Below are 18,411 nucleotides of genomic sequence, written 5' to 3' on the forward strand. Positions count from 1 at the left end.
ATCACGCACATCGCGGCCGCCGGCGTGGTCGGGCTGTTCGGCGCGGGCTCCGCGCTGAGCGCGTCCTGGCTGACCGCGGCCACGCTCACCGCGCTGGCCGGCGCGGGCGTGATGGTCGCGGTCGCCGCACGGCAGATTCCGGTACGCCTGTACGCCTGGCTGGTCGGAGACTGGTCCTCCGGCGCGGCCGCCCTGGCCATCCCGGGTGCCGTGGTGACGGCAGCGCTCGCGGTCAACGACCCGGGCGACGGGCCCCCGCCCACCGAAGCGGTGACCGTGCCCGCCCTGGCGCTGGGCTTCCTCGCCGTCGCGGGCACGCTCACCTACGCCGCGGTGTTCCAGGTGGCGCGCCGCGAGATCAGCCTGCCGCTGACAGCCGGCAGCTCGCTGGGCGCGATCGCGCTGGCCATCGCCGCGCTGGTCGCCCCGGGATCCACCGCCGCCGACATCTGGGTCGGCATCCTGCTGCTGGGCGCCGCCGGGCTGCTGCTCTTCAACAAGACGCTGGACAGCGGGCGCCGCGCCGATCGGATGGTCGACGGCCAGGACATCGCCGCCGGTGCCGCCACGGTGGCGATCTGCGGCGCGCTCGCCCGGGTCGCCGCGCTGGCCTTCCCCGAGGCACCGCTGGTCGTGGCCGCGCTCGTCGTGCTGGCCGTCGGCTTCGGCGTCCGGGCGCTGCCCGAGGACTGGCGGCGCGGACCCGTCCGCGGGCTGACTCTCGCCGGTCTCGTCGTCGCCGCCCTCGCCGCATGGCAGGCGCTCGAACTCGGCCTGCGCATCCTCGCCGCGCCCGGGCCGATCTGGGCCTCCGACGTCACCAATGTCCCCGGCGACGTCCCGGCCGGCGCGTGGCAGGCCCCGGTCGCCCTGGTCATCGTGGCGATCGCGACGGCGACCGCCCTGCCGCGGCCCTGGCGCGACGACGTCAGCGCCGTCTGCATGGCGCTCGCCACCATCGGCGCGCCCGCCGCGTTCGGCCTCCCGTGGTGGTCACCCCTGCTGATCGGCGGCGCGGTGATGCTCGGGTACGGCGTCGCGGCAGTCGCCGCCGAATACCCGCGCGCCGCCTTCGACCGGGCCGCAGTGGCCGCCGTCGCCGGCCTGCACGCCGCCGGGGCGGGACTCGTGCGCCCGTGGTCGACGGCGTTCGCCCTGCTGCTCGTGGTGGCGACGGGCGTGCTGGTCGCCACGCTCGCGCGCACCGGGCGGCCGGCGACCGACGAGCCGGCCTTCGTGCTCGACGAGACCGGGTTGCCCCGGCACGTCGTCCAGCTGGGTGGGGCAGCCACCGCAGCCGCCCTGGCCGCGGCGCCCGGCGTGCTCGCCGCGACGGCCGCGTCCCAGGGCCACTCCGCCCAGGTCGTGCTCACCGCCTCCGTCGCGGGGTCCAGCCTCCTGCTGGCCGTGCTCGCCCTCGTCGCGCGCGGCATACCGCAGTATCTGCCGTGGGCCACGTTCGGCCTGGTCGGCGGGGCGATGGTCACCGCGATCGCGTCGATCCCCAGCGAATATCCGACGGCCCTGTACGCCGCCGCGGCCGCCCTGCTCGGCGTGATCGCCGAGCTGCTGCGCGGCGCCGTGCCCGCCCCGGGACCGGCCGTCGAGCGGGTGCTGCCGGACGGCCGCCGCCCGGTGACCAGCCGCTACGGCGTGACGCGCTGGATGCCGATCCGCCCGGGCGGCATCAGCAGCCGGTGGCTCGTCGACCCGGCCAAGGGCGCCGTCGTCGTGGCCGCCCTGCCCACGGCCCTCGCGCTGGTGTCCCTGGCGCCCGCCCTGAGCGCCGCCCTCGTCGACCCGCTCCAGCAGCTCAACGCGGTCTGGGAGGGCCCGGTCGCCGCGCTCACCGACGCCGCTCCCGGCAGCGCCGACGGGACGAGCGTGGTCGCGGCGGTGCTGCTGACCGTGGCGGCTGCCCTGGCCGCGCTCGGGTTCGGGGGGCGGCCGGCGGAGGCCGTACCGGTGATCCTGCCGGGCCTGGCGATCACCCTGCTGATCGCGCCGATCGCGCTCGGGACCGAATGGTCCGCGGCGATCGCCGCGGCCCTGGTGGTCTTCACCATCTCGATGCTCGGGCTGGCGCTCACCCCGCCCCCGGTCGCCGAGCGCGCCGAGATGATCCGCTGGACCCGCGTCGTCGTCTTCGTCCTCGGCCTGCTGGCCGGCGGCGCGGGCCTCGCGGGCAGCCTGGCGACGCAGCAGCTGACGATGTTCACGGTGGGTGCCGCGGTCGGCGTCGGCCTGGTCGCCGCGATCGCCGGGCGCAGCCGCCACGCCCGCGTGCTGGGCTGGCTGTTCACCGCGGTCATGGGCCAGTTCTTCGTGCTGACCGTCGCGCTGGTCGCCGGGCTCATCGCGCCGTGGGCGGCCTTCGGCGTGCTCGCCGTGGGCGCCGCCCTGCTCGTCCTCGAGGCGACCCTGCCCCGGCTGGGCCTCCCCGAGTACCGGCTCGAGGCCACCACCGTCGAGTGGAGCGGCTATGCGTCCGCGCTGCTCGCGGGCCTCCTGGCGTACAGTTCCCCGGCCCACCTCGCGGCCCTGCTCGCCGCGTGGGGAGCGGTCCTCGGGCTCGCCGCCACCCGCCCGGGGCGCACGCCCACCCAGCGGCGCAACCTGTTCTGGCTGGCCGTCGGCGTGGAGGTCGTCGGCATCTGGCTCTTCGTGGCCATCGCCGACGTCGCGCTGCCCGAGGCGTACACGCTGCCGTTCGCCGCCCTCGCCCTGCTCGTGGGCGTTCTCGAGGCCCGGCAGCGGCCGGAGCTGAGCAGCTGGGCGGCCTACGGGCCGGCGCTGCTCGCCGCCTTCGTCCCGACGACCGCGCTGGTCATCGCCACCGACGCCGGCGACCTGCGGGAGCTGTTGCTGCTGCTCGGCGCCGTCGCGACATTGATCATCGGCTCGCGGATGCAGCAGCAGGCGCCGGTGGTCATCGGCGCCCTGGCCACCGTGGTGGCGACGCTGCACTTCGCGACGACCCTGGTCGGCCCGTGGCTGGTCCTCGTGCCGGTCGGCGTCGTCCTGCTCTTCCTCGGCGCGACCAACGAGAGCCGTCGCCGGACGCAGCAGCGGCTGCGGGGAGCGCTGGTGCGGATGCGCTGACGGGCCGGCTCAGCCCGTCAGCCTGCTGCTTTCGCTTGGCACATCAGCCTGCGGCTTGCCCGTCGGCTCGCGCTTCCGGTAGGCGCGTCGGCTTGCGCTTCGGTCAGCCCGTCAGCTTGCGCTTCCGGACGGCGCGTCGGCTCGCGCTTCGGTCAGCCCATCAGCTTGCGGCGGAGGGCTTCGTCCTTCTCGGCGACGATCTGCTCGAGGGCGGCCTGGAAGGACTGCATCTTCTTGAGCAGCACCGGGTCGGACGCGGCGAGGATGCGCACCGCGAGCAGGCCGGCGTTGCGGGCGCCGCCGATCGAGACGGTCGCGACCGGGACGCCGGCCGGCATCTGCACGATCGAGAGCAGCGAGTCCATGCCGTCAAGGTGCTTGAGCGGCACGGGTACGCCGATCACGGGCAGCGGCGTCATGGCGGCGACCATGCCCGGCAGGTGCGCCGCGCCGCCCGCCCCGGTGATGATGACCTTGAGACCGCGGTCGGCGGCGGAAGTCGCGTACTCGACCATCTTCTGCACTGTCCGGTGCGCGGACACGACGCCGACCTCGAACGGCACGTCGAACTCGGCGAGCGCCAGCGCGGCGGCCTCCATCGTGGACCAGTCCGAGTCACTGCCCATGATCACGCCGACGGAGGGTGCCATCACTCGCCTTCCTGAAGCCACTTGGCGGCCCGCACGGCGCGGGCGCGTACCTCGGTCATGTCGTCGCCGAGCACCGTGACGTGCCCGATCTTGCGGCCGGGGCGGATCTGCTTGCCGTACAGGTGGACCCGGGCCCCGGGGTCGCTCGCGAACAGGTGGTGCATCCGCTCGTCGATCGACATCCCGCCGGGCTGCCCGCCGAGCACGTTCGCCATCACCACGGCCGGCGCCGTCAGTGAGGTCTCGCCCATCGGATAATCGAGCACCGCCCGCAGATGCTGCTCGAACTGCGACGTCCGGGCGCCCTCGATCGTCCAGTGGCCGGAGTTGTGCGGGCGCATGGCCAGCTCGTTCACCACGATGCCGGCCTCGGTCTCGAACAGCTCGACGGCCAGCAGCCCGACCACGCCCAGCGCGTTCGCCAGGTCGATGGCCAGCTGCTGCGCCTCGAGGGCCCGCTCCTCGCTCAGCCCGGGCGCGGGCGCCAGCACCTCGACGCAGATGCCGTCCTGCTGCACGGTCTCCACCACCGGGTACGCCGCGACCTGCCCGAACGGCGACCGGGCCACCAGCGCGGCAAGCTCGCGGCGCAGCGGGACGCGCTCCTCGACGATGAGCGGCGTGCCGGAGGCGACCAGTTGCTCGGCGGCCTCGGGACCGTCGAGCATCCATACGCCGCGGCCGTCGTAGCCGCCGCGGACGGCCTTGGCCACGACCGGCCAGCCGCTCTGACTCGCGTCGCTCCGGGCGGCCCGGTTGGCGGCCACCAGCGCGGCGAAGTCGGAAATGTCGGAAACGCTGGACACCGGGCGCCAGAGCGGGACGGGGGCGCCGAGGTCGGTTAGCCGTTCGCGCATGCGCTGCTTGTCCTGGGCGAACACGATCGCTTCCGCGCCCGGGTAGATCTTCACGCCCTCGGCGGCGAGGGCCGCGATGTGCCCGGTCGGCACGTGCTCGTGGTCGAAGGTGACCGCGTCGCACCCCTTGGCGAACTCCCGCAGGGCCGCGAGATCGGTGTGCGTGCCGATCCGCACATCGGCGGCAACGAGCGCGGCACTGTCGTCGGGCGACTCGGAGAGCACGCGCAACGACTGCCCGAGGGCGATCGCCGCCTGATGCGTCATCCGCGCCAGCTGACCGCCGCCCACCATGCCGACCACAGGAAGTCCAGTTCGAGTGTCCATCGCGCGCCAAGCCTATCGACCCGCCCGCGACCTGCCTCTGCCGAGGTGCGGCCCCCATGTCCGGCCGCGCCCGCCGAGGGGACCCCGCATCGACCGCGATGACGACGTCGCGCCCGCCGCGCCCGCCCGCCCGGCGGAGCTGCAGACGACGGTCACCCGGTCCCGGCCCGGTCCCCGTCCCCGGCGCGCTCCGAGGCCGCCCGCGGGCGTGACCGCAGGCCGGCCCGGTGGCCTGACGCCGACGGCGGAGCTTGGGTCTGAGCCCAGACAGGCAGGCCAGCGGGTCCGGCGGGCCGTGGCGGGCCAGCGGGCCGTGGAGGGCCAGCGGATCGGCGGGTCGACGGGCCAGCTGGTCGACGGGTCAGCGGGGCTGGGCCGGGCCGGGGCGGGGCGGTCAAGCGGTCAAGCGGTCAAGCGGTCAAGCGGTCAAGCGCGCCTCCAGGTCGGCGGGCGTGGTGACGGGACGGTCGCAGACGAAGCCCCGGCAGACGTACGCGGTGGGCTTGCCGTCGAGGAGGGGCCGGTCCGCGAGCAGGGGCACGCCGGGCTGGTCGGGGCGGCCGGCCACGATCACGGTGCCGGGTGGGGCGTGGCGCTGGGCGGTCGCGATGAGCGGGTCGTGGGGGTCGTCGGTGACGATGGCGATCTCGTACGGCCCGGCGAGCGCGCCCTCCGCCACCGTCGCCGAATAGCCGGCGAAGCGCGGGTGCCCCGCCATCAGCGGCCCGACCGTCTCGAGGGCCTTGTCCGCGGCCTCCCGGTAGCGGGTCTCGCCGCTGAGCGCCGCGTATGCCACCAGCCCGGCGGTGAGCGCCGCCACCCCGGACGGAGTGGCGTTGTCGGTGGGGTCGGCGGGCCGGGTCACCAGCTGCTCCGCGTCGTCCGCGGTGTCGTAGAACCCGCCCTGGCCGGTGCCGAAGTGCTCCAGCGCCACGTCGAGCACCTGCCCGGCCAGCGTGAGCCAGCGGCCCTCGCCGGTGAGCTGGTGCACGGCGCAGAACGCCTCGGCCACGGCGCCATAGTCCTCCAGCACCCCGGCCGGCTCCCCGACCACGCCGTCGCGGGACACGCGCCGCAACCGCCCGTCGACAAGGTGCCGCTCGGCCAGCACCGTCGCCACCGCCACGGCCGCCTCCCGCGAGGCCGCCGCCACAGCCGCATCCCCCGCCGGCGACCCGGACGAACCCGCCGGCGCCGAAGACGAGGACACGGGCGCGGGCGCAACGGACGAGCCCGCCGCCGATGAAGACGCGGCGGCCGGCGAAGCGGCACCGGAGGCAGGAGTCCCGGAGGGCGGCGTCGGCGACGCGGAGGACAGCGCGGACACCAGCGAGGCGTGCTCGGCCAGCGCCGTCACGGCCAGCCCGTTCCATGCGGCCACGATCTTGTCGTCGCGGGCCGGCTGCGGGCGATTCGTGCGTACCTGGAAAAGGCGCGAGCGGATCTCCTGCCAGCGCTCCACCAGCTCCGGGGCGGCTGCGTCGATGTCGCGGGCGAGGACGAGCACGCTGGTGCCGTGCTCGAAGGTGCCCTTCCTGGTCACGCCGAACAGGTCGGCGGCCCAGGCACCGTCCTCCTCGCCCAGCGCCTCCGCCAGCTGCGCCGGCGTCCACGAATAGGTCAGGCCCTCGGTGCCGTCGGTGTCGGCGTCGAGGGCCGAGGCGAGGCCGCCCGCGGGGGTGGCCAGGTCGCGGAGCATGAAGCCCGCGGTCTCGTCCGCGACGCGGCGCGCGAGCGGGTCGCCGGTGAGCCGCCACAGCTGGGTGTAGACGCGGAGGAGCAGCGCGTTGTCGTACAGCATCTTCTCGAAGTGCGGCACGGTCCACGTGTTGTCGACGGCATAGCGGGCGAAACCGCCGCCGAGCTGGTCGTAGATGCCGCCACGGGCCATCTGCTCGGCGGTGTGGCGGACGATCTCGAGCGCGTCTCCGGAGCCGGTGCGCTGGTGATGGCGCAGGAGGAAGAGCAGGTTCATGTGCGGCGGGAACTTGGGGGCGCCGCCGAAACCACCGCGCGTGGTGTCGTGCTCCTTGGCCAGGGCGAGGGCGGCCGTGTCGAGCAGGTCGGCCGAGAACGGCGCCGTCGGGCCGGTGACCAGCTGCGCGCCGCCGACGGCCTCGACCACGGCGGAGCCCTGCTTGAGGACCTCCTCCCGCTGCTCGCGCCAGGCGGACGCCACCGAGGTGAGCAGCCGCGAGAACGTCGCCTTCGGAAAATACGTACCGCAGAAGAAGGGCTCTCCGCCCGGCGCCGCGAACACGGTCATCGGCCAGCCGCCCTGACCCGTCATGGCCTGGGTCGCGGTCATGTAGACGGCGTCGACGTCGGGGCGCTCCTCGCGGTCCACCTTGATCGCGACGAAGCCCTCGTTGATCTGGCGGGCGACGGCCTCGTCCTCGAAGGACTCGTGCGCCATCACGTGACACCAGTGGCAGGCCGCATAGCCCACCGAGATCAGCACGGGCACGTCCCGGCGGCGCGCCTCCTCGAAGGCCGCCTCCGACCACGGCCACCAGTCGACCGGGTTGTCGGCGTGCTGCAGCAGGTAGGGCGAAGTCGCGCTCGCCAGACGATTGGCCATGAGTCGAACCTACCCGCCGGGTCCGACACGAATCGGAAACTACGAGACGCCGTCGACCCGCAGGGGCACGACCTTGGCCGGGGCGGCCTCCGCGAGGGCCCGCAACGCCGGGACGATCTTGTCAGCGGGCATCGGGCGGCTGAAGTGGTAGCCCTGCGCGGTCGTGCAGCCCAGGGCCAGCAGCGCCGCACGCTGGTCCGCGGTCTCCACGCCCTCGGCGACCACCCGGGCGCCGAGCCGGGCGCCCAGCTCGACCGCGCCGCGCACGATGGCGTCCGCGGCGGCCGAGTCGGTCATCTTCATCACGAACGAGCGGTCGACCTTGAGCTCGTCGACCGCCACCCGGGTGACGAACGCCAGCGACGAGAAGCCGGTGCCGAAGTCGTCCACCGAGATCTGCACGCCCAGCTCACGCAGGGCGACAAGCACCTCGTCGACGACGGCGGAGTCGCTGACGGCCACCGACTCAGTGACTTCGAGCACAAGGCTCTCGGCGGCGAGCCGATGGCGGCGCAGGGCCTCCGCGACCTGTGCGGGGAAGGTCACATCGAGCAGGCTGCGGGAGGAGACATTGACCGACACGGGTACGTCGAGCCCGGCGGCCGCCCAGCTCGCTGCCGCATGCAGGGCCCGGTCGAGCACGTACCTGGTGAACGGGCCGAGCAGCTCGCCGTTCTCGGCCGTACGCACGAAGGAATCAGGCGTCAGGAAGCCCCGCCGCGGGTGGTTCCACCGGATCAGCGCCTCCACGCCGGTCGGCGCCCCGGTCTCCAGGTCGACCTCGGGCTGGAGCATCAGCACGAGCTGGTCCTCCGCACCCAGGGCATCGAGCAGCTCGGCCGGCAGCGCCAGGTGATCGGTGCTCGTGGCGTCGTGGGCGCTGTCGTACGCGGCGACCGGCACGTTCAGCTCCTTGGCCTGGTCGAGCGCCACGCTGGCCCGCCGGATCAGCTCGCCGAGATCCGAGTAGCCGGCCTGCTCGACGACGACACCCACGGCCACGTCGGTCACCAGCCGGACGCCGTGCGCCTCGATGGGCCGGATCACCTCGTCGATCACCTGACGCGCGCGGCGTACGGCGTACGGCAGGGGTGCGGGCGCCTCGAGCAGTGGCGTCGCGTCGGTGAGAGTCGCCACAGTGGGCAGCAGGAGGGCGAACTCGTCGTCCCCGAGCCGCGCCACGAGCTCGCCGTCGCGGATCAGGGCGGTGAGGCGGCCGGCGACCGTACGCAACACGTCGTCGCCCGCCCGATAGCCCAGCGTGCTGTTGATGTCCCGGAAGTCGTTGAGGTCGAGCAGCAGCACCGCGACGGGCTGCTCCCGCGGCAGCGACTTGAGCAGCGCGTCCCCGTCGGCGAGCAGGGCGCCGCGGTTGGCCAGGCCGGTCACGTGGTCGTGGACGCCGTCGTGCGCCAGCCGGGCGTCGAGCGCTGCCAGCCGCTCGTGCGCCGCAGCATCGTGCAGCGCCGCGGCGAGAGCGTCCGCGTAGGCCGACACGGCGAGCTCGTCCTGCGCCGCGGGCAGCCGGGGCTCGGCAAGCCACACGGTGAGATCCCCCACGGGCGTCGTGCCCACAGTCATCGCCCGGGTGATCACCGGGCCGGGCGCCGAGGCGGGAATCGGGTCGGGAGCCGCCTCGCCGGAGTAGCGCCGTTCCTCGCTACCGCCGGCCAACGTGACCTCTATCTCCACCCGCCGGGCCCCGAAGACGTCCAGGGCACCCCGCACTCCGGCCTCGGCCACCTGGGCCTCGGTCGAGCCGCCGAGCGTACGGGTGGCACGCGCGAATGCTTCCCACAGCCGCCGTTCCTCCTCTGCCCGCAGGTGGTAGCGGTAGGTGCGCTGGAGCAGCCACAACACGGCGGGCAGGCCGATCAGCCAGAGCGGACCGTTCTGCAGGGCGTAGACCGCGGCGAGCCCGACGATGACATTGCCCACGAACATCGGCAGCTTCGCGTGCAGCCCCCGCGCGCTGACCGCCCTGGGCGACGCGTCGCGGTGCACGGCGAGCGTCAGCACGGCCAGGCCGAGCGTGATCAACAGATAGGCCACCGAGCCCGCGATCAGCGCCACCTGCGTGCGGGAGTCACCCAGGGGGGTGGCCGGGCCCGCTATCAGGTACGTGACCAGAGTCGCACCGGCGACGCCGAGGCTCAGCGACGCGGCGAGATGCATCACGTCGGCGATCGCACGCTGACCGTTGAGCCAGGTGATGAGCAGCCAGGCGCCCGCCACGCCGACGAGGGCGAGCATGGGCAGCCAGCCGGGCGGCGCGAGCGCGAACCCGACGATGAACGCCGCCTCGCCCCACGACACGCTCACGGCGCCGCGCCCGACCCGGAACCGCAGCCGGCCGAACTGCGCCGCCGCCACGATCAGCACGGTGATCCCCGCGCCGGTCGCCCGGGTCACATCGAACGCCGCCGGCCGCGACAGGGGGACCAGCAGCCCGGTGACGGCGAGCGCCACCGCGGCGGCAAGGACAAGGCCGTTCAGCACGCGTACGCCGTGAGCACGCCGGACAGGCGCAGCAACCGCGCCACCGGAGTCACGGGCAGCCACGGCCGGAACGGCGGAAGGCGAAGTCATGACACCTCCTCGCCTGATCGAGCCCGCCCGGGTGCTCTCCGGTTCACGGAGTCCGGGGCGATCCGAGACGCCGGGGTCATCCGAGGCGCCGTGTTCCGCGGTGCCCGGGTGGGCACCGACGTCTGCAGTGCCCGATCGGGCGCTGTGCCGGGGTGCTGTCGCACCGCCCTCGGCCCGTCGGCGTTCCCTTCGCCGGTTCCTTCCGCGGCGCCGTGGCGGGATGCGGGGAGGCCGGTGAGGCGGGATGCCAAGGGGCCGGGGTCGCCGGCGGAGGTCGCCGGTCCGCGGGTGACGCGGGCCTCGGCGACCGTGGTGCCCTTGCAGCCGGGAAGGCTTGCCCGGGGCACGCGGTCCAAATTCGCTTCATGTGCACACGTCGACACGCGCGTGCCGGATGCACGGGCGTCGCCGAGATCACCCGGAGTCGGCACCGCGGTCCACTCCGGGCCCGCGGGCGTCCGGCGGACGACCGGCGCGACGCTTTCCGGACAGTGGATCGAGCCGGCCCGGACCCGGACGCGCAGATCATGCGATCGATCTTGTCCGAGGTCACGCCGCAGAGCCCTGACCAGCAGCACTGGCGGATGCACGTGCATCTGCAGTGGAGGGAGCGGAAGCGGGAAACGAGTCATCGACGTCCCCCTTTCCGCGCAGGGTCGAGGGACGGTAAAGCCCCCCGGCGGAAGGCTAAGCCAATCCGGCGGAACGCAACAGGGGTAGAGCGACGACGGTCACCTATATCGGCGGCGGCCGAACCGTGCCCGAGCGGCCGGCCTGGGCGGCTTGACAAAGTGGAATGAGTTCACTCACGTCGCCCCGGAGATTATTCACGCTCGTCGAGGCGCGTCCGCCGCCCTCCGCTCCCCCGTCCCGGCCGCTCCTCGCCCGTCGCCGGCGCCCGCGGCGACGCAAGTCGCCGGCGCCCGCGGCTACGCAAGCAAGGCCCTGGGCGCCGCCCGCGGCCTCAGCCCGCGCGCTGACCCCGCCGCGCCAGCCGGGCGTCAGTCGTGGTGTCGTTCCTGGCACCGCAAAGAGCCATCAACCGCATCGGGCCCGCGCCGGAGTCACCGAGGGTTTCTCAGCGGGCTGAGTCCCGCCCTGGCTGCCGGGCTGAGCCCCGACCTGGCCGATGGACTAAGCCTCGCCCTTGCCTGCGGGCCGAACCTCGATCGCGGCCTCGTCGGCGGGCCGACCGTCGGTCGTGGCGGGCGAGCCATCGGTCGCCGCGGGCGAGCCATCGGTCGCGGCGGCAGGCCGGCCCTCGGAGGACGCGGTCCCCTGCAAATCGCCGGGCTCCTGCGTGCCGGCCGCCGAGACCTCGCCATCGCGCGGGACAGCACCCGTCGCGCCCTCACCGCGGACGTCGGCGGCGCCTTCCTCAGGAGCGGCTGTGGCAGCCTGGCCGCCGCTGCGGGCAAGATCGGCCTCGAGACGGGCGACCTCGGCCTCCCGAGCGGTCGGGAAGCTCTCGGGCAGCCGGCGCAGACGCTTGTTCATGTTGCGGATGAGCAGCACCGTCGCGATGGACATCAGCACGATGATGAAGAGCCCCGCGGGCCCGGCGAGCCCACCGGAGCGGGTGTCCCCGAAGTTGTTGACCGCGACGTCAAAGGCAGCATCCACCCCTCAACGGTACGCCCCGCAGCACCACGCCCGACCCCGGGATCCCGCAAGCCGCCCACCCCGCACCGCCCGGGCCGGCACCATTTCCCTCCAGCCCGGAGCCCCACGAGCCCGACCCCGGCACGATCGGCTCGGCCCGGCGCACCCCGGATCATCGACGACTCGATCCCGATCGCGGACGGCACGCAACGCCGGGAACCGCCTGCGACGGCACGGGGGCACGTCGCGGGCAGCCACGGGCAAGCCGGCGTTCCCCATTCGGGGCTCACCGGACGAGCCGGGCATTCGGGACCCGTCAGACGACCACGGCTTCCGGGCTAGTCAACCGAGCCGGATGCCCCGGACTATCGAGCTCGTCAACCGAGCCGGATGCCCTGGGCCATCGAACTCGTCGACCGAGCCGGATGCCCCGGACTTTCGGGGCTCGTCGGGTGAGCGGGCGCTCCGGGCGTACCGGAAAACGAGCGGGAGGGGTCAGCGGGCCTGGACCGACTCGCGGATGCCGGCGAACAGGTCGGACTCCGGGACCGGGCTGTCGACGAGCGAGCGGGCCAGCTCGAAGTCCTCGGTCGGCCACACCTTCTGCTGGAGCTCCAGCGGGACCTTGAACCAGAAGCCGTCGGGGTCGACCTGGGTGGCGTGGGCGCGCAGGGCGTTGTCGCGGATCTCGAAGTATTCGCCGCACTCGACGCGGGTCGTGATCTTGTCGCCGCGGTCCTGGCGGTCCTCGTTCTGCAGCCACTCGGTGTAGGGCGACTCGAGGCCCATGGCGATCATGCCCTCGTGCAGGGCCAGCATGCGGGCGCGGGTCCAGCCGCCGTTGTAGTAGAGCTTGAGCGGCTGCCACGGCTCGCCCAGCTCGGGGTGCTGCTCGGGATCGCCGGCCGCCTCGAAGGCCGCCACCGCCACCTTGTGGCACATGATGTGGTCGGGGTGCGGATAGCCGCCGTTCTCGTCATAGGTGGTCATGACGTGCGGCCGGAACTCGCGGATCAGCTTGATCAGCGGCAGGGCGCCCTCCGCCGGGTCGACCAGGCCGAAGCAGCCCTCGGGCAGCGGCGGCAGCGGGTCGCCCTCGGGCAGGCCGGAGTCGACGAAGCCCAGCCAGGCCTGGCGCACGCCGAGGATCTCGCGGGCGGTGTCCATCTCCTTGCGGCGGATCTCCGCGATGTTCTCCCAGACCTCGGGGCGGTCCATCTTCGGATTGAGCACGCTGCCGCGCTCCCCGCCCGTGCAGGTGGCGACCAGCACATCGACGCCCTCGGCGACATAGCGCGCCATGGTCGCGGCACCCTTGCTGGACTCGTCGTCCGGGTGCGCGTGCACCGTCATGAGACGCAACTGCTCAACCACTGAAATCTCCCTCGACCAGGCCTCGTGGGGAGGGCCCGGCTCCGGCTGCGAAGATGGACAGGGCCATTCTGGCGGATGGCACCGACAGTTTCCGCACGAGAGGTCCCCCAGGTGAGCGAGACGCGCGCCACAGCTCCCGTATTCCCGCCGGGCCGTTACGGCCGGCGCCGCGACGGGCGCCGCCGGCTCCTCGGTCCCATCGTCTTTGCGCTGGTCATCGCGACCGCGGTGGGCGCCCTCAGCGTGCGGCTCTACGGTCAGTACGGCGACCCGAACTACGACGCCCAGATCATCGGCTGGGGTGACGTCACCGACACGTCGATGACCATCCGGTTCTCGGTGCGCGTCCCGGCCGGCGGCAGCGCCATGTGCGGCCTGCGGGCCCGCGACTACGACGGGTACGAGGTGGGCCGCCGCACCGTCACGGTCAGCGCCAAGGGTGACGACACCACGATCGAGGCCGCCGAGACCGTCACCACCACGGCGCGCGCCTCCGTGGGCGACGTCATCCGCTGCGACGCGCCCCGGTAAGCGCCCCCCGGGACAGGCGCCCAGCTCAGCGGGCCGGCCCAGGAAACTGTCAGACCCGCACGGTAACAAGTACACAGACGGAAGCATCCGGCCCGGCGCCGCCCGGGCACGGATCGTCCGTTTGCACCCTCCGCACAAGCGAATCGGCCGCAATGCACACCGCTGGTAAGGTGGGTGATTCGCTCCGTACGCTCGACCCGCTTCAAGGAGAAGAGTCTGTGACCAGTTCAGAGGCGTCGAAGACCTGGCTCTCCCAGGACGCTTACGACCGGCTGCAGGCCGAGCTCGACGAGTTGATCGCAGCCCGGCCGGCCGTCGCCGCCGAGATCAACGCCCGCCGCGAGGAGGGCGATCTGCGGGAAAACGGCGGCTACCACGCCGCCCGTGAGGAGCAGAGCCGGCAGGAAGGCCGGATCCTCTACTTGAAGGAGTTCCTCCGCAACGCGGAGACCGGCGACGCGCCCACCGCCGACAAGGTCGCGCCGGGCATGGTCGTCACGATCTACTTCGACGACGACCAGAGCGACACCGAGAAGTTCCTGCTCGGCTCGCGCGAGATCGCCCAGACCACCGACCTCACGGTCTACAGCCCCGAGTCCGCGCTGGGCGTCGCCATCCTCGGCGCCAACAAGGGTCAGACGGTCACCTACACCGCCCCCAGCGGCTCGGACATCAAGGTCACCGTGGTGGAGTTCTCGCCCTTCGGCGGCTGACCCGTCCCCGGCCCCTTCCGCCGGCCGGTGACGGCCCCGGCGGAGCCACCGGGCGGCCCCGGCAGAGCCAGCGGGCAGATCGGCGGCCGGCTCCCGCGGCAAATCCCGCGCACGACCGGCAGATCCGGGCGACCCCGAGCGACGCCCGAGCCGAGGCAAGACACGCTGCGGCGCGCACCGAGTCACGACTCCGTGCGCGCCGCGTGCCATATCCGGGCCACGCCCAGGAGCCCCGATCACGTGCCCGATCCGGCCGGCGACGTCCGGCGTCGCGATCCGGGCTGGCGACATCCGGCTTGAGGGTCGGCGCGCGACACACGCCTCATCCGACGGCGCGCATGCACGCACGGCCGCCGACGACCCTCGTGCAGCACACGGCTGCCGACGGCCCACGGGCAGCGCACGGCTGCCGACGGCGCACATGAAACACAGGGACACCCACGGCCCACCGGCGACGCACTGCCGTCCACGGCCCGCGTTGCAACACGGGCGCTCCACAACCCGCTCGCAGAACACTCGTCCCGGAGCGGGCACGCTGTTCACGCCGCTCGACGGCCCGCGGGGCGCGGGCTCAGGGGGTGCCGGAGAGCAGGGTCACCGTGTAGCCGGACTCCCGGAGCGAGCCGATCAGCGCCTCGGAGTGCTGGAGGCCTCGGGTCTCGACCGAGAGCTGCACCTCCACCTCGCCGAAGCTGAGGCGGGGGTTGTGGCGGGTGTGCATGACGTCGACGATGTTCGCTCGGTGGCGGGCGATCTCGGCGAGCAGCCGGGCCAGCTCGCCGGGGCGGTCGCCGGTCTGCACGGAGAGGCGCAGGAAGCGTCCCGCCGAGGCGAGGCCGTGCTCGATCACGCGCATGAGCAGCATGGGGTCGATGTTGCCGCCGGAGAGGATGGCGACGACCGGCGGCTTGAGGTCGATCTTGCCGGTGAGCAGGGCCGCGACCGCCGCTCCCCCGGCCGGCTCGACGACCATTTTGTGGCGTTCCAGCAGGAGGAGCAGGGCGGCCGACAGGTCCTCGTCGGTGACCGTGACGACCTCGTCGACCAGCGAGGACACATGCGCGAAGGTGATGTCGCCCGGGCGCATGACGGCGATGCCGTCCGCGATCGTCGCCGACTCCGTGAGGGTGACCGGGGCGCCGGCCACCAGCGAGGGCGGATAGGCGGCCGCTCCCACGGCCTGCACGCCGACGATGCGGATGTCGGGGCGCAGCGCCTTGGCGGCAACGGCGACGCCCGAGACCAGGCCGCCGCCGCCGACCGCGGTGACGATCGTGCCGGCGTCCGGGCACTGGTCGAGGATCTCCAGCCCGACCGTGCCCTGGCCGGCGATGACGTCCGGGTGGTCGAAGGGGTGGATCAGCACCGCCCCGGTCTCGTCGGCGAACTCGCGCGCGGCGGCCAGGGAGTCGTCGACCGTACGCCCGGCGTACTCGATGTCGGCGCCGTAGCCGCGCGTGGCAGTGACCTTCGGCAGCGGCGCGCCCTCGGGCATGAAGACCGTCGCCCGCGTGCCGAGCAGCCCGGCGGCGAGCGCGACTCCCTGGGCGTGGTTGCCGGCGCTCGCGGCGACGACACCCCGTGCCTTCTCGGCGTCCGAGAGCCGCGAGATCCGGGTGTACGCCCCCCGCACCTTGTAGGACCCGGCGCGCTGCTGGTTCTCGCACTTCAGCCAGGCGGGCATCCCGAGCGCAGCCGCGAGCGGCGCCGACGGCTCGAGCGGGGTGGTCTTGACGACGCCGGTCAGCAGCGCGCGGGCAGCCTTGACGTCGGCAAGCGAGAGCAGGTCACTCATGCCCCGATCGTGCCATTCCGCCGATGATCTTCGCGAGTGCCCAGATCACATCGAAGCGAGCAATCGGATCACAGCGAAGCGAGCAAGCCGGCACATCGAAAGCGGGCGATCGGACCACAGCGCAGCGGGCGGCCGGACCACGGCGAAGCGGGCGGCCGGACCACGGCGCAGCAGGCGAGGGGCCGGGGCGAACGTCAGACGAAAGCGTGCCGCGTCCAGGGGTTGGCAACTTCCAGGACCCCCGCCACCGACAGCAGCAGCAGTTCCGAGTCCGGCGGCCCCACGATCTGCACACCGACCGGCACCCCGTCCGGCCGCACCCCGGCGGGTACGACGATCGCGGGCAGGCCGGCGACGTTCCAGGGGGCGGCGTAGGGCGCGTATCTCATGTTGCGCCGCATGTTGCGCCGCCAGCTGCTGGTCGCATGGCCGTCGGCCGGCGGCGGCGTGTCGGCCAGCGCGGGCGTGACCAGGATGTCGATCTCGCGCTCGGCGAAGAACTTGATCGCTCTCTCGCGCCAGGCGTCCCGCTGCGACTGCCGGACCCAGCCCCGCTGCCACGCGAGCTTGCCGAGGCGGATGTGCCCGCGGCTGCGCGGCTGGAGGGCCTTGTGGTCGAGCTCCTGCGACTCCCTGTACGCCGACGCGAACCAAGCCATCAGCCCGGCGACCCCGGCGGACGGCGGCACGGCCAACTCGGCGCTGATCGTGTCGTGACCGGCCTCACCGAGGAGCCGCACCGTGGTCGCGACGGCGTTGCGGTTCGGCTCGTCGGCGCGTACCCCGGGCAGTGGGGAGCGCAAGCTCACGCCCACCCGCAGCCGGTCCGGCGGGGTGAGCTTGGCGGGCGGGCGCCCGGCCAGGACGGTGAAGCCGAGCGCGGCGTCGCCGACCGTGGTGGCCAGGACGCCGTGCTCGACCATGTCGAACCAGTTGTCGACGCCCAGGTCGACGGGGAGCACGCCGCGGCCGGGCTTGAGGCCGACGATGCCGCAGCAGGCGGCCGGGATGCGGATCGAGCCGAGCCCGTCGTTGCCGTGCGCGATCGGGACGAGCCCGGCCGCGACCGCCGCCGCCGAGCCCCCGGACGATCCGCCCGGGGTGCGGTCCATCGCCCAGGGATTGCGCGTCGGCAGGTCGACGCCGTCCGTCGTCGCCCACAGGCCCAGCTCCGGCATGCGCGTGACGCCGACCACCACCGCGCCCGCCCCGCGCAGCCGGCGGACGATCTCGTGGTCCTCCTCGGCGACCGGGGTGCGCGCGGCGGCCGAGCCGTGCCAGGTGGGCAGCCCGGCGACCGGCGTGTTCTCCTTCACCGCGACGGGCACGCCGGCCAGCGGAAGGTTGGCCAGGTCCTCCTGCTCGTCGACCTTCTCGGCCTCGACGATCGCCTCCCCGCCGCGCACGACGCGGAACGCCGCGAGCGACGGGTCGGAGATCGCGATCTGCTCCAGGTGGTCGGCGACCACCTGGGTGGCGTTGGTGTCGCCGCGACGGACCGCACGCGAGATCTGCTTCGCGGTGGCACCCACCCATGTGGTGGCCAGGTTGTCCATGGTCCGTCCGTCTCCGTCGATCAAGCGACCTCAGCCGAGCGCCTGCTCCAGGTCCGCGAGCAGATCGTCAGCGGTTTCGATGCCGACAGACAGTCGCACGAGATCGGCCGGCACTTCAAGCGGAGAGCCCGCGGCGGACAGGTGTGTCATCTGGCCGGGGTGCTCGATGAGCGACTCGACGCCGCCCAGCGACTCCGCGAGCACGAAGAGCTTTGTCCGGTTGCAGATCTCGATGGCCTGCTCAAGGCCGCCCTTGGCCCGGAACGACACCATGCCGCCGAACCGTGACATCTGCTTCGCGGCGATCTCGTGTCCGGGATGCGACTCGAGCCCCGGGTAGAGCACCTGCGCCACCTTCGCGTGCCCGCCGAGGAAGCTGACGATGCGCTCGGCGTTGTCACAGTGCCGATCCATCCGTACGCCCAGAGTCTTGACGCCCCGCAAAGTCAGCCACGCGTCGAAGGGCCCGTTGACCGCACCCATCGCGTTCTGGTGGAAGGCCAGCTCGTCCCCGAGACCGTCGGCCGCCGTGACCAGCGCACCGCCGACCACGTCCGAGTGCCCGCCCAGGTACTTCGTGGTCGAGTGGATCACCACGTCGGCGCCCAGCGCGAGCGGCTGCTGCAGGTATGGCGAGGCGAACGTGTTGTCGACCGCGAGCATGGCGTCGTACTCGTGGGCCAGCCCGGCCAGCGCCGCGATGTCCGCGATGTTGAGCAGCGGGTTCGTCGGCG

At 73.4% G+C, this 18,411-nt stretch carries 11 protein-coding genes and 1 pseudogene; 3 read left to right on the forward strand and 9 right to left on the reverse strand.

The genetic code is table 11. The features are described 5' to 3' along the window. On the forward strand, positions 1-3,102 hold a 3,102-nt coding region (locus RBH18_RS36410; RefSeq protein ID WP_372339040.1), incomplete at its 5' end, for an SCO7613 C-terminal domain-containing membrane protein. Positions 3,103-3,254: 152 nt separating this feature from the next. Here the strand turns inward: RBH18_RS36410 and purE are convergent. The 6 genes and pseudogenes from purE to mca form a co-directional block, all read right to left on the reverse strand. Continuing rightward, entirely contained in the window at positions 3,255-3,752 is a 498-nt protein-coding gene (purE, locus tag RBH18_RS36415) for a 5-(carboxyamino)imidazole ribonucleotide mutase (RefSeq protein WP_306215051.1), read from the reverse strand. Beyond that, positions 3,752-4,936 carry a 5-(carboxyamino)imidazole ribonucleotide synthase gene (locus tag RBH18_RS36420; protein ID WP_306215052.1) on the reverse strand — a complete coding sequence of 395 codons (1,185 nt, stop codon included), beginning with the start codon at positions 4,934-4,936 and terminating at the stop codon, positions 3,752-3,754. The genes purE and RBH18_RS36420 overlap by 1 nt, the downstream gene beginning before the upstream one ends. A 418-nt stretch (positions 4,937-5,354) precedes the next feature. Continuing rightward, the gene (locus RBH18_RS36425; protein ID WP_306215053.1) at positions 5,355-7,517 is read right to left on the reverse strand and encodes a thioredoxin domain-containing protein; all 2,163 of its coding nucleotides are present in this window, start codon (positions 7,515-7,517) and stop codon (positions 5,355-5,357) included. A 39-nt stretch (positions 7,518-7,556) separates the two neighbouring features. After that, positions 7,557-10,106, reverse strand: coding sequence for an EAL domain-containing protein (locus tag RBH18_RS36430; protein WP_372339042.1), 2,550 nt, complete (start codon positions 10,104-10,106; stop codon positions 7,557-7,559). A 1,299-nt stretch (positions 10,107-11,405) separates the two neighbouring features. Then, positions 11,406-11,729: pseudogene (locus tag RBH18_RS36435) on the reverse strand (hypothetical protein); the annotation flags it as partial. Positions 11,730-12,203: 474 nt separating this feature from the next. Beyond that, positions 12,204-13,082: a mycothiol conjugate amidase Mca gene (mca, locus tag RBH18_RS36440; protein WP_306215055.1), complete on the reverse strand. Its 879-nt coding sequence runs from the start codon at positions 13,080-13,082 to the stop codon at positions 12,204-12,206. A 111-nt stretch (positions 13,083-13,193) separates the two neighbouring features. Between mca and RBH18_RS36445 the strand changes: the two genes are divergently transcribed. Both RBH18_RS36445 and greA read left to right on the forward strand, forming a co-directional pair. Beyond that, the gene (locus tag RBH18_RS36445; protein WP_306215056.1) at positions 13,194-13,613 is read left to right on the forward strand and encodes a DUF4307 domain-containing protein; all 420 of its coding nucleotides are present in this window, start codon (positions 13,194-13,196) and stop codon (positions 13,611-13,613) included. Positions 13,614-13,831: 218 nt separating this feature from the next. Then, a complete protein-coding gene (greA, locus tag RBH18_RS36450; RefSeq protein ID WP_306215057.1) occupies positions 13,832-14,326 on the forward strand; it encodes a transcription elongation factor GreA in 495 nt (164 codons plus the stop codon). Positions 14,327-14,897: 571 nt separating this feature from the next. Here the strand turns inward: greA and ilvA are convergent. The 3 genes from ilvA to RBH18_RS36465 all read right to left on the reverse strand — a co-directional run. Further along, positions 14,898-16,121, reverse strand: coding sequence for a threonine ammonia-lyase (gene ilvA, locus RBH18_RS36455; RefSeq protein ID WP_306215058.1), 1,224 nt, complete (start codon positions 16,119-16,121; stop codon positions 14,898-14,900). Positions 16,122-16,315: 194 nt separating this feature from the next. Beyond that, positions 16,316-17,677, reverse strand: coding sequence for an amidase (locus RBH18_RS36460; RefSeq protein ID WP_306215059.1), 1,362 nt, complete (start codon positions 17,675-17,677; stop codon positions 16,316-16,318). Between the two features lie 30 nt (positions 17,678-17,707). Then, positions 17,708-18,411: PLP-dependent transferase (locus RBH18_RS36465; protein ID WP_306215060.1), on the reverse strand; the 704-nt coding region annotated here is incomplete at its 5' end.

The sequence above is a fragment of the Actinoplanes oryzae genome (assembly GCF_030757795.1).
GTDB lineage: Bacteria > Actinomycetota > Actinomycetes > Mycobacteriales > Micromonosporaceae > Actinoplanes.

Excerpts from the sequence above, each read along its gene's own strand:
- purE (WP_306215051.1), bottom strand. The coding sequence starts at position 3,752 with ATGGCACCCTCCGTCGGCGTGATCATGGGCAGTGACTCGGACTGGTCC.
- RBH18_RS36420 (WP_306215052.1), bottom strand. The coding sequence starts at position 4,936 with ATGGACACTCGAACTGGACTTCCTGTGGTCGGCATGGTGGGCGGCGGT.
- RBH18_RS36425 (WP_306215053.1), bottom strand. The coding sequence starts at position 7,517 with ATGGCCAATCGTCTGGCGAGCGCGACTTCGCCCTACCTGCTGCAGCAC.
- RBH18_RS36430 (WP_372339042.1), bottom strand. The coding sequence starts at position 10,106 with ATGACTTCGCCTTCCGCCGTTCCGGCCGTGGCTGCCCGTGACTCCGGT.
- ilvA (WP_306215058.1), bottom strand. The coding sequence starts at position 16,121 with ATGAGTGACCTGCTCTCGCTTGCCGACGTCAAGGCTGCCCGCGCGCTG.
- RBH18_RS36460 (WP_306215059.1), bottom strand. The coding sequence starts at position 17,677 with ATGGACAACCTGGCCACCACATGGGTGGGTGCCACCGCGAAGCAGATC.